This window comes from Microcoleus sp. SVA1B4 (assembly GCF_036700545.1).
Lineage (GTDB): Bacteria > Cyanobacteriota > Cyanobacteriia > Cyanobacteriales > Microcoleaceae > Microcoleus.
Genome location: NZ_JAUBPB010000001.1, coordinates 155,046 through 176,786, shown reverse-complemented (window position 1 = coordinate 176,786; position 21,741 = coordinate 155,046). Strand labels below are relative to the sequence as shown.

General features: G+C 47.2%; 17 protein-coding genes. 6 read left to right on the top strand and 11 right to left on the bottom strand.

Annotated elements, in window-relative coordinates:
* The first annotated feature begins 57 nt into the window (after positions 1-57).
* Both QT987_RS00705 and QT987_RS00700 read left to right on the top strand, forming a co-directional pair.
* Positions 58-3,279: an efflux RND transporter permease subunit gene (locus QT987_RS00705; protein WP_333236408.1), complete on the top strand. Its 3,222-nt coding sequence runs from the start codon at positions 58-60 to the stop codon at positions 3,277-3,279.
* A 358-nt stretch (positions 3,280-3,637) separates the two neighbouring features.
* Entirely contained in the window at positions 3,638-4,762 is a 1,125-nt protein-coding gene (locus QT987_RS00700) for a hypothetical protein (RefSeq protein ID WP_333236405.1), read from the top strand.
* A gap of 13 nt (positions 4,763-4,775) precedes the next feature.
* On the opposite strand, the gene QT987_RS00695 is transcribed toward QT987_RS00700, so the two are convergent.
* Positions 4,776-5,030 carry a hypothetical protein gene (locus QT987_RS00695; protein WP_333236403.1) on the bottom strand — a complete coding sequence of 85 codons (255 nt, stop codon included), beginning with the start codon at positions 5,028-5,030 and terminating at the stop codon, positions 4,776-4,778.
* A gap of 121 nt (positions 5,031-5,151) precedes the next feature.
* Here QT987_RS00695 and QT987_RS00690 point away from each other — a divergent pair, with 121 nt between their 5' ends.
* Entirely contained in the window at positions 5,152-6,333 is a 1,182-nt protein-coding gene (locus QT987_RS00690; RefSeq protein ID WP_333236401.1) for an RtcB family protein, read from the top strand.
* Positions 6,334-6,734: 401 nt separating this feature from the next.
* Here the strand turns inward: QT987_RS00690 and QT987_RS00685 are convergent, their stop codons facing one another.
* A complete protein-coding gene (locus tag QT987_RS00685) occupies positions 6,735-7,106 on the bottom strand; it encodes a DUF4278 domain-containing protein (protein WP_333236399.1) in 372 nt (123 codons plus the stop codon).
* Between the two features lie 242 nt (positions 7,107-7,348).
* The gene (locus QT987_RS00680) at positions 7,349-7,693 is read right to left on the bottom strand and encodes a BON domain-containing protein (RefSeq protein ID WP_333236397.1); all 345 of its coding nucleotides are present in this window, start codon (positions 7,691-7,693) and stop codon (positions 7,349-7,351) included.
* A 151-nt stretch (positions 7,694-7,844) separates the two neighbouring features.
* Between QT987_RS00680 and QT987_RS00675 the strand changes: the two genes are divergently transcribed.
* Positions 7,845-8,000, top strand: coding sequence for a hypothetical protein (locus QT987_RS00675; protein WP_333236395.1), 156 nt, complete (start codon positions 7,845-7,847; stop codon positions 7,998-8,000).
* A 72-nt stretch (positions 8,001-8,072) separates the two neighbouring features.
* Here QT987_RS00675 and QT987_RS00670 read toward each other — a convergent pair whose 3' ends face one another.
* From QT987_RS00670 to purC, 8 genes are all read right to left on the bottom strand, one after another.
* Positions 8,073-9,335, bottom strand: coding sequence for a DNA cytosine methyltransferase (locus tag QT987_RS00670; protein WP_333236393.1), 1,263 nt, complete (start codon positions 9,333-9,335; stop codon positions 8,073-8,075).
* A 136-nt stretch (positions 9,336-9,471) separates the two neighbouring features.
* Positions 9,472-10,644, bottom strand: a complete 1,173-nt coding sequence (gene lpxB, locus QT987_RS00665) for a lipid-A-disaccharide synthase (protein ID WP_333236392.1) — start codon at positions 10,642-10,644, stop codon at positions 9,472-9,474.
* A gap of 9 nt (positions 10,645-10,653) precedes the next feature.
* Entirely contained in the window at positions 10,654-11,256 is a 603-nt protein-coding gene (locus QT987_RS00660) for a Uma2 family endonuclease (protein WP_333236389.1), read from the bottom strand.
* A gap of 41 nt (positions 11,257-11,297) precedes the next feature.
* A complete protein-coding gene (lpxA, locus tag QT987_RS00655; RefSeq protein WP_333236387.1) occupies positions 11,298-12,092 on the bottom strand; it encodes an acyl-ACP--UDP-N-acetylglucosamine O-acyltransferase in 795 nt (264 codons plus the stop codon).
* Between the two features lie 267 nt (positions 12,093-12,359).
* Entirely contained in the window at positions 12,360-12,881 is a 522-nt protein-coding gene (gene fabZ, locus QT987_RS00650; RefSeq protein WP_333041219.1) for a 3-hydroxyacyl-ACP dehydratase FabZ, read from the bottom strand.
* Between the two features lie 85 nt (positions 12,882-12,966).
* Positions 12,967-13,824 (bottom strand): UDP-3-O-acyl-N-acetylglucosamine deacetylase, encoded by an 858-nt coding sequence (gene lpxC / locus QT987_RS00645; RefSeq protein WP_333236384.1) that lies wholly within the window; start codon positions 13,822-13,824, stop codon positions 12,967-12,969.
* 120 nt (positions 13,825-13,944) lie between these two features.
* Positions 13,945-16,326 carry a BamA/TamA family outer membrane protein gene (locus QT987_RS00640; RefSeq protein WP_333236381.1) on the bottom strand — a complete coding sequence of 794 codons (2,382 nt, stop codon included), beginning with the start codon at positions 16,324-16,326 and terminating at the stop codon, positions 13,945-13,947.
* Positions 16,327-16,511: 185 nt separating this feature from the next.
* Positions 16,512-17,240: a phosphoribosylaminoimidazolesuccinocarboxamide synthase gene (gene purC / locus QT987_RS00635; protein ID WP_333232148.1), complete on the bottom strand. Its 729-nt coding sequence runs from the start codon at positions 17,238-17,240 to the stop codon at positions 16,512-16,514.
* A gap of 401 nt (positions 17,241-17,641) precedes the next feature.
* On the opposite strand from purC, the gene QT987_RS00630 reads away from it, so the two are divergent.
* Together QT987_RS00630 and QT987_RS00625 are read left to right on the top strand one after the other, a co-directional pair.
* On the top strand, positions 17,642-18,073 hold the full coding sequence (locus tag QT987_RS00630) for a response regulator (RefSeq protein ID WP_333236379.1): 432 nt from the start codon (positions 17,642-17,644) through the stop codon (positions 18,071-18,073).
* A 120-nt stretch (positions 18,074-18,193) separates the two neighbouring features.
* Positions 18,194-21,613, top strand: coding sequence for a response regulator (locus QT987_RS00625; protein ID WP_333236377.1), 3,420 nt, complete (start codon positions 18,194-18,196; stop codon positions 21,611-21,613).
* The last annotated feature ends 128 nt before the right edge of the window (positions 21,614-21,741 follow it).

Genomic DNA, 21,741 nt, shown 5'->3' with positions numbered 1-21,741 from the left:
CTGAATGACGGGGCCGACTCTTCAATCTAAAATCTAAAATCTAAAATCTAAAATCGAATGACTCCTGACAAAACCGGATTCAGTATTAGCGCGACCGCGATTCGTCGCCACATCGGCACCCTCATGCTGACACTTGCTATCATAATCGTGGGCCTTTTCTACATCACCCAACTGCCCGTTGACTTGCTACCATCCATCACCTATCCCCGCATCGGCGTGCGCTTGAACGCCCCAGGCGTATCCCCAGAAGTAGCAATAGACGAAGTTACCCGCCCCCTCGAACAAGGACTTTCCGCCACTGAAGGCGTCATGCAAGTTTTCTCCCGCACTCGCGAAGGACAAGTCAGCGTCGATTTATTCTTCAGACCGGGGGGAAACATCGACCAGGCCCTCAACGACGCCACCGCCGCTGTCAACCGCATCCGCAACCGACTTCCCGACACAGTTGAATCGCCCACTCTATTCAAAGTTGACCCTTCCCAGCAGCCGATTTACGAATTTGCCCTCACTTCCGACTCCCTGCAAGGAGTAGATTTGCGCGTATTTGCTGACGAAGAATTATCCAGAGAACTAAACGTAATTCCTGGAATCGCAGCAATTGACGTGGCCGGCGGCGTGCAAGAAGAAATTCAAGTAAATATTGACTTAAATCGCTTGCAATCTTTAGGTGTCAGTATTTCTGACGTTTTATCAGCGCTCGAATCCCGGAACCTGGACACTTCTGGCGGGCGGCTGCGGCAAGAAGCTGCAGAACCTTTAACCCGCACCGTCGGGCGATTTCAGAACGCGAAAGAAATTCAGGCAATTTCTTTTCAAGCATCGGGTTCCAATCCGCCAAAACGAGTTTTTTTGCGCGATTTTGCTCAGGTAATTGACGGTACAGAAGAAGAGCGAGTTAAAGTATTTCTCAATCAGAAATCAGCCGTAAAAATTAGCATTCAAAAGCAGCCAGACGCGAATACAATTTCAGTTGTAGATGGAATCAAAAAGCGGCTAGAAGAATTAAAAACATCCGGGGCAATTCCCGAAGGTACGACTATCGTTACTACTTTTGATGAGTCTAAATTCATCCGCGATTCAATTAGTAACGTCGTATTTTCTGGTTTAACCGGGGCTGTTTTAGCGGGGGCATCTGTATTGTTGTTCCTCGCTTCACTTCGCCAAACTTTGATTATTGTCCTGGCAATTCCCCTCGCAACTTTAATGGCGATTATCCTGATGGGAGTTTTTGGCCTATCTCTGAACGTTTTCAGTTTGGGTGGTTTGGCGCTGGGTGTGGGAATTGTGGTCGATAACTCGATCGTCATGCTGGAGAATATTGTCGAAGGAACCAGCAATAAAAACAGTGCAAACGGTCAGCGCTTAAGTAACAAGCAGTTGATTCAGCAAGCAGAAAAAAGCAGCCAAGAATTAGAATCAGCTTTATTTGCTTCCACCATCACTAACTTAGTTGCCGTACTGCCATTTTTGCTCATCGGCGGCTTAGTTTCCTTACTTTTCAACGAATTAATTCTCACCATCACCTTTTCTGTCGCCGCCTCTCTGATTGTCGGATTGACAGTTGTACCGATGATGGCTTCTCGACTGCTAGCGCTGCGGGTATCCAGCGGTTTGAGCAACTTTTGGCCGCTGCGCGCATTCGATCGAGCTTTTACCAATGCTACCGCCGGCTACGGGAAATTTTTATCGGGAGTAGTGCGGTGGCGGTTGATTATCCTCGCAGTAGCGATTATTGGATTGGGTGGCGGCAGTTGGCTGATGGCTGGTCAAATTCCCCAGGAAATATTGCCCAGAATTAATACCGGTCAAGCGAGATTGTTTGCTTTGTTTCCTGCAGGCACAAATTTGGCAACCAACCAAAAAATCATGGCAGAAGCTGATAAAATTATCCTCAGCCAACCAGAAACTCAATACACTTTGACGACGGTGGGCGGGCTGTTATTCGGCAACAATACGGTTGAGAATTTGCTGCGCGGCGGCTGCAACATTACGCTGAAACCGGGCACCAATACATTGGATTTTGTGCAGCGAGTTACGCAAGAATTGAATAAAATTGATTTGCCAAAAAACACTCGTTTGCGCCTGATTCCAGAAAATGTGCGGGGTTTGGTTTTAACTAATTCGCCAGTGCGGGGCGCTGAAGTTGATGTCCTGCTTCAGGGCGAAAACGAACAAATATTGCAGCAAACTGGCCGCGAGATATTGGCAACTTTGGATCAAAAGGTAAAATTAGCTCGTTTTCGCCCGGATGGAGACCCGCAGCAAACGGAAGTGCAGATTCGCCCCAACTGGGAACAAGCGGAAATCTACGGCTTGAATGCGAGACAAATTGGAGAGGCGATTCAGACAGCAATTCAAGGTTCTGTTCCCACGCAATTGCAGCGGGGAAACCGTTTGGTTGATGTGCGGGTACAGTTCGATCGCGATTCTGTCCAATCGATTTCGGAACTAAAATTTATTCCTTTAACTGCTAGGGATAACAGCATTATCCGCTTGAGCGATGTGGCGAATATTGAACTGGGAAAAGCGCCGGGGGAAATTCAAAGGCTTAACCAGCGCCAAGTTTTCTTGATTGCGGGGAATATTAATAAGGGCGCGAGTTTGGGCGATGCTTTGAAACAAGTGGATGCAGTTTTGTCAGAAATAAAATTGCCGCAAGGAGTGCGAGTCATACCGAGTTCGGCGGCGGAAACCAACCGGGAATTGCAAAGTTCGCTGATTGTTTTGGGTTCTTTGGCGGCGTTTTTGGTATTTGTGGTAATGGCGGTGCAGTACAATTCGCTTGTCGATCCGCTGGTGATTATGTTAACGGTGCCCCTGGCTTTGGCTGGGGGGATTTTCGGGTTGTATGCGACTAAAACTCCGATCGGCGCAACGGTGATTGTGGGGGCGATTTTGCTGGTGGGAATTGTGGTAAATAATGCGATTATTATGGTGGAGTTGGCGAACCAAATTGGGGAAGACGAAAAGGTCGATCGCGCCACAGCAATTCTCAGGGCCGCACCTCAGCGCTTGCGGCCGATTTTGATGACAACTATTACGACAGTTTTGGGTTTATTTCCCCTAGCCTTGGGCATTGGAGACGGTTCGGAATTCTTGCAACCGCTGGGTGTGGTGGTGTTTTCCGGTTTGTCGCTGGCGACTTTGCTGACCCTGTTTATTATTCCGTGTTTTTACATTTTGCTGCACGACTTATTTGGGATTTTTGCAGCGAAAAAGAAACCGCAGGCGGTTGCTATTCCTGTGCAGAAGGCGGGGAGTAAGACTCCGAATTTGTAAAATCTAGTGTCAGCTTTTTACGCACTTCGACGCAATCCGGCAGGGGTTTAAACCCCTGCCTCATAGCGAAAGTCGGTTCAAAACCGACTGTAGATTTTGAGGGAACATACGATCGATTTTAGTCCTCTTTCAGAGGACTTTTGCTATGAGACAGGGAATTCATTCCCTGTCGGACTGTCGGATTTACCAACAATACTGGTACTGCATTTGATGTTAAGTTGACGCGCCGATAATTAGTCGGTAAGGTGCGTCAGTAAACAGTCTCTGACTCCCCAAAGCAATTCCAGACTGACGCACCCTACGATAAATGCTGCAAGATTTCAGTTAAAATAGAGCTTATTTACGCTGAAATATCTTTATGCTAATTTTACCAAAACATGAAAAACAAATTGACTGGTCGTTCTCATATATAAATCAACACACTGATTCCGAGTGGACGATTGCGACAAGTTGCGATCGCAAAAAAGTCACTTTAGTCGATCGTAACTTCTCCCCACAATACGAATACCAGCTTCCCGACGACGCAATTAGGTGTTTAGCCATCAGTCCCAAAGGCGATCTACTGGCAGCAATTATGGCCAATGGCAATCATTTAGCAATTATGACAGCAGAAAACCAGCTAGTTTTTGAACAACAGCTACCTAACCCTCCTGTTAAGTATTATAACGAGAATGGATTTCAGGATTGCTGGTTTGATGCAGACGGCTTGCGTTTTTGGTGCATGAAATTAATTGAAGCTCAAGAAGTCGAAATTCAAATTCGCGATACCAATTCATGGCAAATCCAGCGAAAACTTTTGCTCAAAGACCCTTTTGGATGGAGTTCCTTCTCGTTTCACCCGCACCCGGAAAATCAAATTTTAGCTCTTTGGGCTGCTGCCGGTCAGGACGGACAGCAAGTCTACTGGCTTTATGATGATGGTATCAAAATTCATGCCGTAGAGGTTGCGTGTTTGGCGGACACAAGTCCTCCAGTATTTCACCCCGCAGGTAGCGAATTTTTGGTACTAGATGATTCTGAGAGAGAACTCAGTCGGTTCAGTTTTCCTGACTGCAATCTCCTCGGTCAATGCAAATGGCCTTGGCCTGATTCGGATGATGGTTTTGGGTATTGTATATGTTACCTATCAGACAATCGCATTCTGATTAATACTAATGAAGGGATAATGTATCAAATCGATCTTGAAAAAATGGAGATATCAGATGAACTGATTTTAAGCGGTCATGAACCCCGTCCTTCTGAAGAACTTTACCCTAATCTCAAGGATGTTGAAGAAGGGCTTTGCAGCGACTTGGACTGTTTTTATCGATTTGATTCAGATAGGATTCTTTCCGTTCACTCACAACTGCCGAGTCAAGAACTTAACTCTAAACAGAAGACATTAGTTATATTCGGGGGAAAAGAGCTGTTTGGTTCGCTGGCGAAGGTACAAGAATCGGCACCCTACAGTAAATTATTCATTCAATCTTTAGGCATTTCTTAAGGATTTTCAATTTTTAAGAACAGGCAAGATGCCTGTTCCACAAAGAAAGAATCAGTTTTATTGTAGGGTGGGCATCCTGCCCGCCCCTAACGCGACTGATATCAAATCCGGTGGCATCGGAATTAACATTACCCACAATCAGGACACGGCAGTGCCGTTTCTCTACAATTAATCGGGCGATAGTTAAATCTCTGAGGTCGTGCTGATGATTATTTTGGAGTAGGGAAACGGCATTGCCGTGTCCTCCGTTGCCTATCATCTCGCTCATGAAAGCGGAATTGATATGACGCACCCTACGAGAATTAGTCTGTCAGGTGTATTTGACATCATAAATTGTTTATGTTACAATATGTACTACACGAAAATTAGCAAAACAAACTTAAACAAAAATGCCCTACGAAAAATTAGACATATCAGCCCCAAAACCAGTATTATCTTGGGCAAATCACGCCCTAGGCGAAAAAGAAACCAAGATGACCGCAAACGTAGCATCTTTGCCCTTTGTATTCAAACACGTCGCACTAATGCCCGACGTACATTTAGGAAAAGGTGCTTTAGTCGGTTCCGTAATTGCCACAAAAGAAGCGATTATTCCGGCTGCTGTGGGCGTGGATATTGGCTGCGGGATGGCTGCCATTAAAATGCCATTCAAAGCCAACAAACTAGAAGGCAAACTCAAACAAATTCGCCTCGATATCGAAGCGGCGATTCCTGTGGGATTTTCAGAAAATAAAGAAGTAGAAACAACTGTCACCAACTGGCAAGGATGGGGGGAGTTTAAGGAACTTCATCAAGGTGTGCAGCACCAAGACAATAAAGCCTTAAAACAAATGGGTTCCCTCGGCGGCGGTAATCATTTTATTGAGGTTTGCGTTGATACTGAAAACTTTGTTTGGCTGATGCTGCATTCCGGTTCTCGCGGCATTGGGAATTTGCTAGCACAGCAGCATATCGAGACGGCTAAAGATTTAGCTAAACTGGCAGAAATTAATCTGGCTGACAAAGATTTGGCTTATTTTGTAGCGGGTACGCGGGAGTTTGCCGCTTACTGGCACGATTTGCAGTGGGCGCAAGATTATGCTCGTTTTAATCGCGATGTAATGATGAATCGGTTTAAGCGAATTGTGGAAAAGCACGTGGCGGGCGGCAAATCTGTTAAGCCGTTATTAGAGGTGAATTGCCACCACAATTACGCGGAAAAAGAGGTGCATTTTGGCGAAGATGTGTATGTTACTCGCAAGGGTGCTGTACGCGCGGATGTAGAGGATTACGGGATTATTCCGGGTTCGATGGGGGCGAAATCTTTCATTGTTAAAGGGAAGGGTAATGCGGAAAGTTACTGTAGTTGCAGTCACGGTGCGGGGCGGTTGATGTCTCGAACTCAAGCTAAAAATGTATTCACTCTCGATGATTTGGTGCGGCAGACTGAGGGGGTTGAGTGCCGGAAAGATGAGCAATTTTTAGATGAAATTCCGGGGGCTTACAAGTCCATTGATGAGGTGATGAGTCAGCAGTCGGATTTGGTGGAAGTTGTGGCGACTTTGAAGCAGGTTGTTTGTGTCAAGGGGTGACAGAAACTGGTTTATTCTTTTATATGTTGTACCATTCTCAATTAGCCTTTTATGAACAGGCAAGATGCCTGTTCCACAAAGAGTAGATTTTCTTGTGGGGAGTAGGGGTTGGGCTTCTAGCCCGCCCAAAAAAGGATTATTGAGAATGGTGCAATATCTCATATCATGTCCGATCGATTAACCCTAATATCCCGGTCGGGCGGGTTTTTGAGATTGTCAATTATTGGCAGGTATTGTTGGTGAACCCGCCCCTACAAAAATCGCGGTCGATCGACCGGAAATGATATCAGTTTATTTGTACTTCACTTAGCTAAAAATTGCTTTATGGGAAGAGGGGGGAAATTGAGCTTAACTCGATTTCCCCCCTCTTTACAAACGCTTTGTTTTCTGAAGCTTTTTCTCTAACACACCATCTGTCTCGACTCAATTTCTAGCAAGCGCAGCAGTGTTTCATCGCCCTTGGCTTTGGCTGCTTGCTTTCTACGATCGAGAATATTGCAAAGATTCGCCTGGTGGACTTGCGCCACTTCCACAACTGTTGGGTAATAATCCACCCTCGCTGAGGCGCTAGCTGCTGCGACATTCCGATCGCCAGCTTGAGCATCTCGCTTTTTGGTATGGTTTGTGCCGCCGTATTTTCTGGGGTTGGGAATGTGTCTCGGATACCGATAGTTCCAGTTTTGACCCCGGTATTTGCCCGCGACTTCCCCTTCGATCATATCGACTGTCGGAATGTCGTACTCGTAGTTTGAACCGCGATAAGTGAGTTTCATATTTTTTGATCCTTATATTTATCGAGATAAAAAGGGCAATCAGGTCAGCGTTGGTTTTCTTCGCTAAAACATTTTTAGTTTCTGTATTCAATTATACTGTTTTTTTAGATAAATCGCTTTTTTTTACAAAAATTAATATTTTGAGGGGGAGACGGCAAGAAAAAACCCGCCGCAGCGGGTTTAATCGAGTTTTTGACTGCTTCGAGCAGCACCCGGAGCGAAACTACTTCGGTTCCGAATAACTAGCCGACTGTCACCTGATCGGTTTGCACGTTTGTGGCACCTTCTTCAGCAGAGGCGATCGCCACCAACTTGTCGAGAATTTCCTGACTGGGAACTTGACCTTTGAGAACAACCGTGCCGCTGAGCTGAGCCACATAAACAGTCTCGATATCAGCAACTTCTGAATCGCTGTCAAAAGCTAAAGCCACCCGCTTAGCGAGGCCGCTTTCGTCAAAATTTCCGTCTGGGCCGACTTTAGCAGGAGCGATGGATTGCGCTTGTGCTGCTTGCTGTACTACTTGTGCCATCGGTTCAGCCTGGGGTGCAGGCTTTTCGAGTCCGAACAGTCTTTTAAACCAACCCATAGTATTTGAGTCTCCTGAAAATACACTTTTTACACAATAGCTCTAGAAGTCCAAAAGACTCGTAATTGTTGCAAAACTCAGCGAAATTTATCAAAATGTTTTCCGGCAGACTTTCACGATCTCAAATCTCCTCTGATATCCAGATGTTTATTTGGCTATTTTATGTATGGGAGGCTACGCCTTGGATTGCAGGCCAGTAGTCGAAATAGTTCCCACTTTTACCTTGAAAAAACTGCACAGCGTGCCGGAATACATTCCCGGTTTGTTTAATTACTGGGGACATCTCGTGCGAGTCATCGAACTGTGATCACTGATACAGGGGACGCTAAACCCGCGCTTAATTGGGGGTAGCCCTGCATATACGCTGTCAATCTAATTCTTAACTTTTTAGATAATATTGTTCTGCTTCCGACCAATTGAGTTTAAGCAACGAATCATCTCCCCAGGTTAGTTTGAGACTCGGCTTAATTGCTGTCACGCCCAAAGCGCTAATAATCTGCGCTGCTACAGCTTTCGCCAATAGCGGTGGTACAGAATTTCCGACTTGGCGAAAACCGTGCCATTTTGTGACATGAAATCTAAACCAGTCAGGATAGGAATGCAGTCGCGCAGCTTCTCTGACTGTAATGCACCGAGGCGTGATCGGGTGAATCGGTCTCGGCGAAGTATAAGCCCCCCTCGCCCTGTCGGTTCCCGCCCTGAGAGTGTTGCAAACTCCGTCGGGGTGAAGCTTGTAAAAACGGCTGATCGGCTCTTTTTCGCCGTGTTTGGCGGCATGAAACCTTTCCATACATTCCTGAGAATGTTTAGTTCGCAAACTGCAAGAGAGGATTTGTCGATCGTACTCGCGATCGTAGGAATAATCATCATCCAAAGCATCAATTCCGCGCATTATAGTCGCATAACTGCTGCACTTTCCGTACTCCGCCCTGACCCAATCTCGGTGTAGCAACTCGCTGTACTGTTCCACTTCCGGCAAATCTCCAATCGCATCCCAAACTGTCGGGACAGCAGGCAAATTAATTTTTTTATAGCGTTTAGGAATTTTAATTTTCGGCAGTATCGTAGTTTGCTGAGGGTATTTTGGCAGCTCATAATCTTTTTTACACCCAATCAGAAATAATCGTTTGCGAGCTTGCGGCACTCCATAGTTAACAGCATTGAGAACTTGATAATTTTCTTCAACTTTATAGCCACATTTCATAAAAGAGCTAATTAAAACATTCAGGAGTTCTTTATGTTCTCCTGATGCAATTCCCGGCACATTTTCCATTACGAAAAACTTGGGTTTTAGCTCCAAAACTAAGCGCTGAAAGTGAAAAATGAGAGAATTTCGTGGGTCGTCCACCTCGCGCTTGCCCATCATGGAGAATCCTTGACAGGGCGAACCGCTGATTACTACGTCTATCTCGCGCCGCCCGATCGCCGATTTTTTCCGAATTTCTGAACCCGTAAGCTGTGTGACATCTTTGCACAGAATAGAACACAGCGGGAAATTAAACTCGTGTGTGGCGCAGTGAATAGGGTCAATTTCGACTGATGCAAGTACATCAAAACCTGCTTGTTCAAAGCCCAGAGTCATGCCGCCCGCGCCTGCAAATAAATCAACAGCGATCGGTCGCTTTTTCCGATTGCTTGGCATAACATTTCAATAACAAAGTTGCTTTAATAGAAATTAAGGAAATCAACCGCGTTTCTGGTAATAAATCGTAGGTTTGTCCACGAGCCAGCCACAAAATAACCGGGTTTATACATAACTTTTAAATACAAAAAATGCTTTAATAAGCTGTATTTAATTTAACATTTTTCATTATTTCCGCAGCCGCCCGATCGCACACACCCACATCTCCGAGACTTTCCCGCATTTCCCGATAACCTGCCAAAGTTTGCTGGCGTCGATCGGCATTTTGCAGCAATTCCAATGCGTGATGCACTATATTTTCCGCAGTCGCCTCGTCTTGCAGCAACTCCGGGACGATCGGCTTCATTTGCACCAAATTGGGCGGAGACATAAAAGGAATCGAAAATTTCAGCACGTGGCGAGCAATAACCGCCGTAATCGGACTGACGCGGTAGGCGACAACTTGCGGAACGTCGAGCAAAGCTAGCTCCAGATTAACAGTACCAGATTTAGCGATCGCCAGATCGGCAGCAGCCAAGATTTCCAGAGTTTGATTTTCTAACAGAGTAGCCCGCAAACCGTAATTCTCGATCGCCTGTTCGATTTTGCTGCGGAAAGCTTGGTTAGCCAGCGGAATCCAAAAATGAACTTCCGGCAATTTAGCTTGAATAATTTGAGCTGCCTCAAATATAACCGGCATCAGGTACTTCAGTTCTTGGTGTCTGGAAGCGGGAATTAGGGCGATCGACACCTGTTCCGGCCCAATTCCCAAAGTTTTGCGGGCAACTTCCCGGCTGGGCGCAGATTGCATTCTATCCACCAAAGGATGACCAACCCAACTCACTTCGGCTCCTTTTTCTCGATAATAACAAGCTTCCTCTGGGAAAATTGCCAAAAGTTGGTCGCAAATACTGACAATCAGATCAGTATTGCGAGGAGAAATCGACCAAACCCATTCTTGAGGTGCGATGTACCAAACCACGGGCAAATCAGGCAAACAGCGGCGGATATAGCTGCCAATACCGAGATTAGGAGTCAAATAATCAATCAATACAACAGCATCCGGGCGGAAGTTTTTGAGATATTGTTTAGCTTTTTGCTGAACTTTGATTGTGGGCCAAATGTACGGCACTGATTCTATAAGGCCCATAGAACCAATGCCCAAAGTATCGCCTAAAATAGTAGCACCCGCTTCCGCCATCCGAGGGCCGCCCAATCCGGTTATTTCTAACTCCAAACCAGCGGCGACAGCGTAACGTTTTAAGGCTGCAACTAACAAAGATCCTTGCAAATCGCCCGAAACCTCACCAGTGCTGATAAAAATTTTCATATTTTGAATTTATACAGGTGAGATGTTTGCTAATAACTCGGTAACAGCATCATATTGATCGGGCATATTAGCACAGCGTAGCAGTAATTCTAAGTCCAGATCGGGAAGGAATGTACTCCGGGAAATCTGCTCATAATTTTCACCTGTTAAGTAATAGAGAGATAACTGACTATTTTGCCAAAACCAGACTTCCCGAACACCCAATCTTTTGTAGAATTCTAGAGTATTTATCCCGCCACTGGTAATTACCACTTCAATAGCAATATCTGGGACTATTTTTTGGGTTCCTATATCATAGGAATCATCCGGCTCTTTTCTACCGCCTAATTCTCTGTTACCCAGAGTCGGGCCGCCCTTGCCGTAAAATCTAATCCCATTTGCTCTCATATATGCCTCTAGCAGCATACAGAGAGTTTTCTTGATTATTTCGTGTTCGGGCGAGACAGTCATAATTTGCAGTATTTTATCGAGATAGAAAAATTTCACACCTCTGACATCTTTAAAAGCTGCTTCTATCGCTTCAAATTGCTCCCAACTAACATCTGAGAACCTGATGCAGCCATCTTGTTCTGTTTCAGGGGATGTAGATTTGACTGAAGTATATACATTCATAGGGCAACAGTCGCTTAGTTCATAGGTTTATTCTACCTCATTCACTTTTTGCCAGGAATCAAACCGCGCCGCCCTTTGGTTATAGACTGCTGCACAAATCTCTGCAGGTGCTGCAAGTGGGGGTTTTCTGGCAACAAATCCAACTGTTCCAAAGCTCGATCGAGAGTGTAGCCAGAACGGTATAGAATACGAAAAGTTTTCTTCAAAAGTAGCAAATCTTCTTGGGTAAAACCGGCGCGTTCGAGGCCTATTTTGTTGATTGCTCGCACTCTCGAAGGATTTCCCTCGACTAGCATATAAGGAGGCACATCTCGATCGATCCTGCTCAAGCCGCCCACCATAGACAAACGGCCGATTTGGACAAACTGATGAACCCCCAAAACACCGCTCAAGCGGGCTTGAGACTCGATTTTAACGTGTCCGGCTAAGGCTACAGCATTGGCGATAATTACTCGATCGGCGATCGCGCAATTGTGTCCCACATGAACATAAGCCATCAATAGATTATGATTGCCAATTGTCGTGCTTTCCCCCGCTCCAGTAGCGCGGTTAATTGTCACGTATTCCCGAATGAGATTGTTGTCGCCAATTTTCACCCTAGTTAGAGAACCCTCATATTTCAAATCTTGAGGTTCCAAACCAATCGCCGCACCGGGGAAAATTTGATTGCGAGCGCCTATTTCTGTTAGCCCGTCGATAATTGCATGAGCGCCAATCTTAGTCTCCGGCCCGATTTTCACTCTTTCCCCAATTACAGCATAAGCTCCCACTTCTACAGTCGGGTGAAGTTCAGCGCGGGGATGAATCACAGCAGTTGGGTGAATCAAAGTAAGCATTTTTTATTAGTCAGTTTTCAGTTTTCAGTTTTCAGTTTTCATACAAAATCAAGCTTAAATACCCCGTTTATTTCTTAGTCCGCGGCGGACTTCGTTTGTGTAGTAGCGATTGCAATCGCCGAATCATCAAGGAGTAACAAACCAGGATTTAGTATCAGTAGTCAATTGTCAATTGTCAATTGTCAGTGGTTATCAGGAATATAGAGAAATCCCCAAATAACACATAACCAATCACCAATCACCAATCACCAATCACCAATCACCAACTTAATCTACCATCGAAAACGTCAATTCTCCTTCACAAACTTTTTGTCCGTCTACTTCAGCCAGAGCCTGCATTTTTGCGAAGCGGCGGCGTTTTACCCACAGCAATTCTACAGTCATCAGCAACTGATCGCCCGGTACAACCTGACGACGGAACTTGACTTGATCAATTCCGGTAAACATCCACAATCCTTGCTTGATGTCGGGCAACTGAGCCAGAACAATACCGCCAACTTGAGCCATCGCTTCGACAATTAATACTCCAGGCATAATCGGCCGTCCGGGGAAATGCCCTTGAAAATGCGGTTCGTTAAAAGTCACATTTTTAATTCCTACAGCCTTCTCGGACGGCACGTAATCAACAATTTTGTCAACCAGCGCAAAAGGATAGCGATGAGGCAATAATTTCTGAACTTCTTCGAGAGTAAAAGTAGATTTAACCGCTGGAGAATCTTCACCGTTTTTGGTGGGGACGGATTCAGAATTAGCAGTATTGAGGGTGTTAACTTCAGTCAGCGTAGACATTTCTTGAAGACTTTTGAGTGTGGTATTGCAGAAGGCAGAAGGCAAAAGGAAGATGTAATCTTAACAGAAGATCACCTGTTTTTTCCTAACTTTTATCTAGGGTAGCTAGAGCTTGGGAGTTCAGGGCTTGGGCGAGTTGGACGTGCAAGTTGTGACTGGCTTTGTAAGCCAAGTAGTGAGCTTTTGGCCAAGTTCCGAGCAGACTGAGGTCGCCTACTAAGTCTAGGATTTTATGGCGCACTGGTTCGTTGGCAAATCTCAAGGGCGGGTTGAGCCAGCCGGATCGATCGCAAACTAGGGCGTTTTCTAGGGTACCACCTTTGATCAAACCAGCTTGTCGCAATTGGTCAACTTGGCGAGCAAGTCCAAAAGTGCGGGCTGGGGCGATCGCCGTCGCAAAACTTTCTGCCTCTGGCGACCAACTGTACCATTGATTGCCGATCGCCTGTTCCTCAAAATCAATTCCGTAACTAAATCGAGTTTCGGCTGAGGGTAAAGCTGCTGCAAAAGCATCCCCGTGACGCACCCAAATTGGCTCACTAACGACAAAGGAGGAAGTGGGGTATTGCTTAGATTCTTGAGGAACTAAGCCGGTATGGGCGATCGCCTCTACCCAAACCTGAGCCGAACCGTCCAGCAGCGGCACTTCCGGCCCATCAACCTCAATTCGAGCATTATCCGCTCCCATCCCCGCCAAAGCGGCTAATAGATGCTCTACAGTGCGAATTTGAGCATCCATACCTGCCAGTTCCGTTGAAAGTGCAGTCTGGCAAACCGCCTCAATTTTTGCAGGAATTATCGGAGCACCAGGCAAGTCAATTCTGACAAAATAGCGACCTTCCCCAACCTCCGCAGGCAAAACTCGGACGCGAGTTTGTTCGCCGCTGTGCAAACCGATTCCCGACAGTTCAAATTCAGATTTTAAGGTACGTTCAATAGTCATTAGTTAGTAGTCAGTAGTCATTAGTTAGTAGTCAGTAGTTAGTAGTCAACTGTCAACTGTCAACTGCCAACTGCCAACTGTCAACAGCCAACTGCCAACTGCCAACTGCCAACTGTCAACTTAGAATCGCTCACCAATTCCAAAGTGAATTTGATTGTCGCCAGTGTCGTTGATACCGTAATCGATCCGGATCGGCCCTAAAGGAGATTGAACCCGCACGCCGATGCCGTAACCGTAACCGCTACCGGGCTTTTCGCGGATACCTGCCGGGTCGCCTGGGACATCTTTGCCCGTGCCCAAGTCAGTGCCAGCATCCAAGAATAGTGCTCCGCCGATAAACGAAATAATCGGGAAACGGTACTCAACGCTGGCCTCTAGGAAGCTGCGGCCGGCTCCCATGTCGCCTTCGTCGTATCCGCGCACCGAGTTGGCGCCGCCCAAGGCAAAGGCTTCGTAGGGAGGCAAATCTCCGAATACGGTGCCGCCCCTAAAACTAAATGCCAGCGTTTGAGGGCCGGGGGTAAAGTTAGTGTACTTGACTGGTAGGTACAAGCTGTAGCTGGCCCGCAGGCGGTTTAAGAGGATGCTGCCGGAACCTACAGGAATCGATTGTTCCATGCCAAATCTGAGCAGGGAACCGCTAGTGGGGCGGAGGGGGTCGTTGCGCCGATCGCGCACAGCACCTGCTTGCAAAGTTGTCAAGTCATCCGAACCCGAATCGCTAAAACTCAACAGGTTGCCGAGTTCGTCCTCGGACTCGCGCCGGCCTTTGCGATCGGTAATTGAGACTCGCTGGTACTGCAAGCCGACTGAAGCTGTCCACTCAGAATCGGCAAAAGGATTCCGATCCAGGGGACGGGTGAAATTGATGCCGGCACCGGTGCGGACGACGCGGGGTCGATCGTCGTTGGGCAATCTGACTTCCCGTTCGCCACCGTCAAAAATCACGCTGATCGATCGTCTTCTAAACGCATTAATCGTATAAGAAGTCCGGTAAGGATCGCCTGCAATCCAGGGGTCGGTAAAACTCAGGTCAAACAGCGTTTGGCGTTCCCCGATTTGTATTTCAGCCCCCAATTTCTGGTTCCTACCTCTCAAGTTTTGCTGCTGGTAACTCAGCGTACCGAACAAACCCGTCGCGGAACTCAAACCCGCACCAGCCGCCAGAGAACCGGTATTTTTCTCAATGACGTTGACAATTACTCTTGCCTTGCGGGGGTCAGTCGTTCCCGGTTCCAAAGCAAGTCGCACGTCTTCAAAAATTCCCAAACCAAACACCCGTCTCAAATCCCTTTCCGCCTTGGTGCGGTTAAAGATGTCTCCGGGCTTGAGTTCTACTTCGCGGGTGATGACAAACTGACGGGTGTTGCCTCCGATCAGCTGACCCGTGGCATCTGTTGCCTCTCCCTCCTTGTTCAGGAAGCGGACATCAACGGATTCGATCTGGCCTTCTGCCACTACCAGGGTGACAGTGCCGTCGTCTGCTACTTGCGGGGCATCAGTGATTTGGCCTAAAACATAGCCGTTCTCTTGATACCACGCATTAATTTTTTTCACTCCCTCTTCAAAGCGGCGGAGGTTGAGAATTTTGCCGTATTGATCGCGGAAGCTTTCGTCAATTACGCTTTGGGGCAGCACTTGCTGACCGGTGATTGTCACTCCCTGCAGCACCGGATTTGGCTGCACAATAAAAGTCACCCGGACGCCCAACGGGGTGTCTTCCGGTACTGCCCGCACGTTTCTAAAAAAGCCCGTGGCAAAAATGGCGTTGATGTCTTGTTGCAGTTGGCTGCGGTTGGTTGTGCGTCCCGGTTGGGTGCTGATGACTCGGTAAATTTCGGTTTCCAAGTCTTCCGTCGCGCCGGTGACTGTAACTTCTGCTACTAGCACTTGCGGTTCTGCCGCCCCGGCGGGTGCAGGGGTTTGTCTCGGCTGCGGTGCCCGGCCAGGGGGCAATGGAGGAACGGTGTTAGCCGGCGGTCTCGTCGGGGCCGGTATTGTCGGAACTTGGGCGTTTTGAGCGATCGCCCCTGATTCCTCTGGTTTCCCTAGCTCTGCTGCGATCCAGGCGGGCGTTACCGCCGCTTCCGATGGGGGGAGCGAGCTTTCCTGTTGCGCCTCTGGCAGGGCGTTTTGGCTGCTAGAGGCGGGGGAAGGGTTGGATGCTAGCTCGGGTTTGAGTTCAAGGATCGGAGGTGAAACCGGGGAGGGCGGGTCTGTGACTTGGTTTGGGGGTTCGCGGTCGTTCCCTCCTCTGGCAGGGGCCTCCGCTATTTTTAGGGCTTCCCCTTTGCTGGTTTTAGCAGCTTTGCGGTTTTGAGGAGGGTTTGGGGTTAATTCTGGAAGGGGGCGATCGGGTAATTCGATCGACGGGGCGGGCCCGGCGGCAGCCAAAGCTTCCTCTGCTGATTCAGAGTAGGATGTTTGGCCACTTGCCGAATTTGATAACCCGAATGTTGCTGAGGCAGTAAAAACTGCCACCAATACAGCAGATAAACGCATTTTTGTTCACTTTTTTGGGCAATCCACACACCACATTAGTCATTAGTCATTAGTCATTAGTCATTAGTTATTTAAGTCGGTGGAATTTCGCGCTGACCGCTAATTGATGACTGTTGACCGCTGATTGCTGACATCGAAAGCAGAAGGGTAACAAACTGTGCAATTCTAGCGCATTACCAAGGCCTCTAGACTTTCTGAGCGAGAACGCGTTGGAGAACTTGCTGGTAAGCGGTTTCTACCGATCCTAAGTCGCGGCGGAATCGGTCTTTGTCCATAACACGGGCGTCGGGGTCTGCTTCTGCGTTGTCCCAGAGGCGGCAGGTGTCGGGACTGATTTCGTCGGCGAGGATCAGATTTTGATGTTGGTCGATACCGAATTCTAGTTTGAAGTCTACCAGGGTGATGCCGCACTGGCTGAAAAATTCTTTGAGTATTTCGTTAATTTCGCGGGCGGCGATTTCTAGTTGGTCTACTTGTTCGGGGGTGGCTAGCTGCATTAGCAGCAGCCTGTCGCGGGTCAGCAGCGGGTCTCCCAAATCGTCGTTTTTGTAATAAAACTCGACCAGCGGCGGATTGACAATTGTGCCGAGGGCGAGTCCGGTTTGCTTGCAAAGACTGCCGGCGGCAATGTTTCTGACTACGACTTCCAAGGGCAAAATTTGGACGCGACAGACTCGCATTTCGTTGGGGGCCGGCGTGTCGATGAAGTGGGTGGGAATGCCTTTGGCTTCTAGCATCCGAAACAGGTGGGCGGATACGGCGCAGTTGATTTCGCCTTTGCCGGCAATGCTGCCGCGTTTCTGGGCGTTAAAGGCTGTGGCGTCGTCTTTGAAGTGGGTCAGCAAAATTTCGCTGTCTTCGGTGGAGTAGAGGATTTTGGCTTTGCCTTCGTAGAGTTTGCGATCGGCTGACATGGCGATTAATAATAATGTAGATGAGTTTTAGATTTTACCGTAGCTCGATCGGGTGTTATTGGCGAGTTTTTGGATCTCCGCTGCACCGCTCATCCTCTGACAAGCGAATTTCAAAGGTGGTACCCGCCACGTGATTTATCCGTGGAATCCATCCCAAATCTCAAATCTAAAATCCTCAAGCCCCCGCATTTATCCGTCGGGTCAATCCAAAATCTCAAATCTCAAATCCAAAATCGAATGACGGGCAAGTACGCCTGCAGGTAGATACTGTCATCGACCCCGGCATAAATGATTCTTGACAAAGGACAATAGATATTAAACCTGCTGGGTTCGCGATCCGTGCTGACAAAACCTCGCCAACGAGACGGGCGCTTAAAAAACATCTAGAAAATGGCTGATTTATGCAAGACAAAAAAATTCATATTCTCTTGGTAGAAGATGATGAGGTTGATGTGATGAACGTCCGGCGAGCTTTCAAAAAAAATAACATCGTCAACCCCCTCTACATTGCTGCCAATGGATTAGAAGCTCTAGCTATATTGCGTGGAGAAGGAAAAATAGATCCTCCCATGCCTCAAGCGCGCCGGTTGATTTTGCTGGACTTGAATATGCCGAGAATGAGCGGGATCGAGTTTTTGCAAGAATTGCGACTGGATGAATGTTTGAGGTCGATTCCGGTAATCGTCCTCACAACTTCTAATGAAGATAGAGATAAAGTAAAAGCTTATAATTTGAATGTAGCGGGCTATATTCTTAAACCTGTTACTTTTTCTAACTTTGTGGAAGTGATGGCTACCCTAAACAAATACTGGATGCTGAGTGAAATTCCCTAAAATAGGGAAATTTGAATAGAAAAATTTTCAAGGGGGCTTTATGATTTTTCAGCGATGCAGTTGTTTTAAGTCCTTTTTCTTGACAGCAGCTTTTTCGGACTAATCCACAATTCGGTTTTTATGGACAAAATTCTCACAATTCTGATAGTTGATGACGATGCAGTCGATCGAATGGCAATCAAACGATCGCTCAAGTCTGCTGGTGTTTCTGCAGAAGTTACTGAAGCAGAAGACTGCGCGGATGCGCTGGCACAACTCTCGGTTAGCAAAAATTCTATGCAGGCTACCGCAAAACTCTCCCAACAAAATAAATCTCAACCTTTAAGCGAGGTTGAGGAGACAGAAAAGGGGCTGCTATTAAATCAAATATTTGAGTGCAAATTTGACTGCGTATTCCTCGACTACGGATTGCCGGACGGAGACGGACTGAGTTTGGTAAAACATCTACGAGAAGCTGGACTGAAAGTTCCCTTAATTGTGCTCACAGGTCAAGGCGACGAACAAATTGCTGTGGAATTGATGAAGGCAGGAGCTTCTGATTATATTGCTAAAAATAAGCTTTCTCCCGATAGTTTGTCTCGCAGTTTGTCCAATGCGATGCGCGTTTACCGCGCCGAATTTCAGGCGTTTCATACCAGTCAAAAGCTTAAGGAAAGTGAGGAACGGTACAGGTTAGTTTTAGAGGGAGTGAACGACGGAATTTGGGATTGGGATTTAAGTAAAAATGAGGTTTATTGGAACGATCGCCTTTTGGAAATTATCGGTTTGTCGCGCAAGCAATTTGGCAGGACTATGGAAGCTCTATACAACCGCCTGCACCCCGATGACAAGGAGGGAATTGTCGCGGCGATCGCCGCTCACTTGGAACAAGAAATAGATTATAATGTAGAATTCCGGCTGCTACACTCGAACGGTGTTTACCGCTACTGCACTTCTCAGGGAAAAGCTCAGCGAAATTCCAAAGGAAAAGCGCTGCGAATGGCCGGCATGATTAGCGACATTACTGAGCGGAAACAGGCGGAATATGCTCTGGAAAGGGAACGGCAGCAACTGAGACAAATTATTAATTGCGTGCCAGTAGCAATGGCGATGTTCGATACGGAAATGCGCTATTTAGCTAACTCGCACAAATGGCTGACTCAATTTAATTTTGAGTGGCAGTCGCTGACTAATCTCAGTCATTACGAATTGTTTCCAGATACCCCGAATCGCTGGAAAGTAATGTATCAAGAAGTGCTCAGAGGTGAGGTCGTTTCTGTGAGCGAAGATGCTTGGGAACGAGCAGACGGCTCTGTTATCTACCTGCGCTGGGCCGCTCACCCTTGGTACAATCCAGACGGTAAAGTAGGGGGAATTGTGATGGTTGCCGACAAGATTAATGAGTTGGTGGAAGCGCGGGAAACTGCCTTAGAAGCTAGCCGGGTGAAGTCGCAATTCTTGGCGAACATGAGTCACGAAATTCGCACTCCGATGAATGGGGTTTTGGCAATGGCTCAATTGCTGCTGCGCGCTCCTCTGGAACAGAAACAGCGGGACTGTGCTCAGACGATTTACCGCAGTGCTGAACATTTGCTGAATGTTATTAACGATATCCTCGATTTCTCTAAGATTGAAGCGGGAGAAATGCGGCTGGAAAAGGCTAATTTTGATTTGAATAGTTGCGTTGAGTCGGTGATTGAAATTCTAGCGCATTTGGCAGAAGAAAAAGGTATTGAATTGAATATTTTAGTTGACAGCTCAGTGCCTAGAAAATTGGTGGGCGACGCGGGCAGATTGAAGCAAGTTTTGCTGAATTTGACGGGTAATGCCATAAAATTTACGGATAGCGGTCAAGTTCTAGTTCACGTAACTGTGAAACAGGGCAACCGACTGGCAGAGGGTAGACAAGAAGCAAGGTTGCTATTTTCGGTGCGGGATACTGGCATTGGAATTTCGGCCCAAGGGCAAACAAAGTTGTTCCAATCTTTTTCTCAGGTAGATGATTCTCCTACTAGGCCTTACGGCGGGACGGGTTTAGGTTTGGCTATTTGTAAGCAGTTAGTGGAGATGATGGGAGGGGACATTGGAGTTCGCAGTTTGCTAGGCAGTGGTGCTACTTTTTGGTTTACTGTACCTTTGGAAAAACAGTTGCCAGTTGAGCCTCACGATCCCGAACTTGCGGGCAAGAAGTTATTAGTAATCTCTGGAAGTGCTTTGAGGAGGGCAGCAGTGCGATCGCTCGCTCAAAGTTGGGGTGCGCGCTGCGACGAGGCAGAAAGTGCTGCTGAGGCTTGGAGTTGGTTGAAAAATACCCAGGGCGGGATTTCTCAGAATTCGGGAGAGGGGGGAAAAAGCTGGGATGTGGTGCTGGTGGACTTGCAAATGCCGGAGTTGGATGCGGAGGAATTTGCTAGGAAAGTGCGATCGACCTCGACAGTTTGCTCGTTAATCGCCATGACTGCTTTGCGAGAACAGCCGAAGGCTGAATCGCTTTGCAGTCGAGGTTTTAACGGATATTTGATCGAGCCGGTGCGGCCAAGTCGCCTGCTTGAGGCAATGCTTGCGCCGGTGAAGGGAAGGGGAGATTTTGGAAGAGTGGAGGCTGCTAATACTGGCAAGTTGCCACCAGTTAATACTCATCAATATGTTACTCCCAATTCGCTGTCATCGCTGAGAATTTTGGTGGCGGAAGATCACCCGATCAATCAACAAGTTCTTGTCGAACAGTTGGCAGTTTTAGGCTATCAGGCTGACTGCGTGGTCAACGGTCAAGAAGCGCTGGATTTGCTGGCTAAAAAAAGCTATGATTTAGTGCTGATGGACTGTCAAATGCCGGTACTTGACGGTTACAAAGCGGCGCAAAAGTTGAGGGAAATCGAAGGAAGCGATCGGCATACTTTTGTGATGGCTTTAACTGCTCATGCTATGCCGGGGGAACGAGAAAAGTGTCTGGCGGCGGGGATGGACGATTATCTCAGCAAACCTGTAGATTTAGATGCTTTGGCGGCGGCCCTGAAAAAGTATGAAGCCCTCAATGTTCAGGGTGACAATAAGTATGGAGTTAAAAGTATAAATTCGGAAAATAAATCTCAATTAGCAACAAATTATACAGAAGTTGTGGAAAAAGCGCAGGTTGTGGCTGGGCCGACACCAAGGGCGATCGCACTTCAAACTTGGGAACATAGAGACTACGACGGACTGTTCGACAAGAGCAGATTGGAGCAACTCGGACGAGTTAATATTAAATTGCCAGAGCGACTCTTGCAAGCTTTTGTGGCAGGCGCCCAAGCTGATGTAGCTGCTGCCAAAAGAGCCGTAGAAGCTAAAGATTGGCAAGCTGTGGAATATCAAGCCCACCGTCTCAAGGGAACTTCGGCTAATGTGGGAGTTGCTCAGATGTCGGATTTGGCCGCACAATTGGAGCATCAAGCGCGAAGCTTTCAATCTGAACCAAAAGGGGTGGAATTGTCAAATAGTGAGAGGATTGAGAACCTATTAGTAAGTTTGTCCAGTCATTTAGCCCGGGTGCAAGAATTTGTGGAAAATCGAATGTTTAGTTAGTCGGTTAGTCGCTATTGATCGATATTAGTCGGCGCTTGAAATCGCGCCTAAACAAACGAAGTCCGCCTACGCGGACTAAGAAATAAATTCTTTGTTTCTTTGTTTCTTTGTTTCTTTCTTCACTCTGT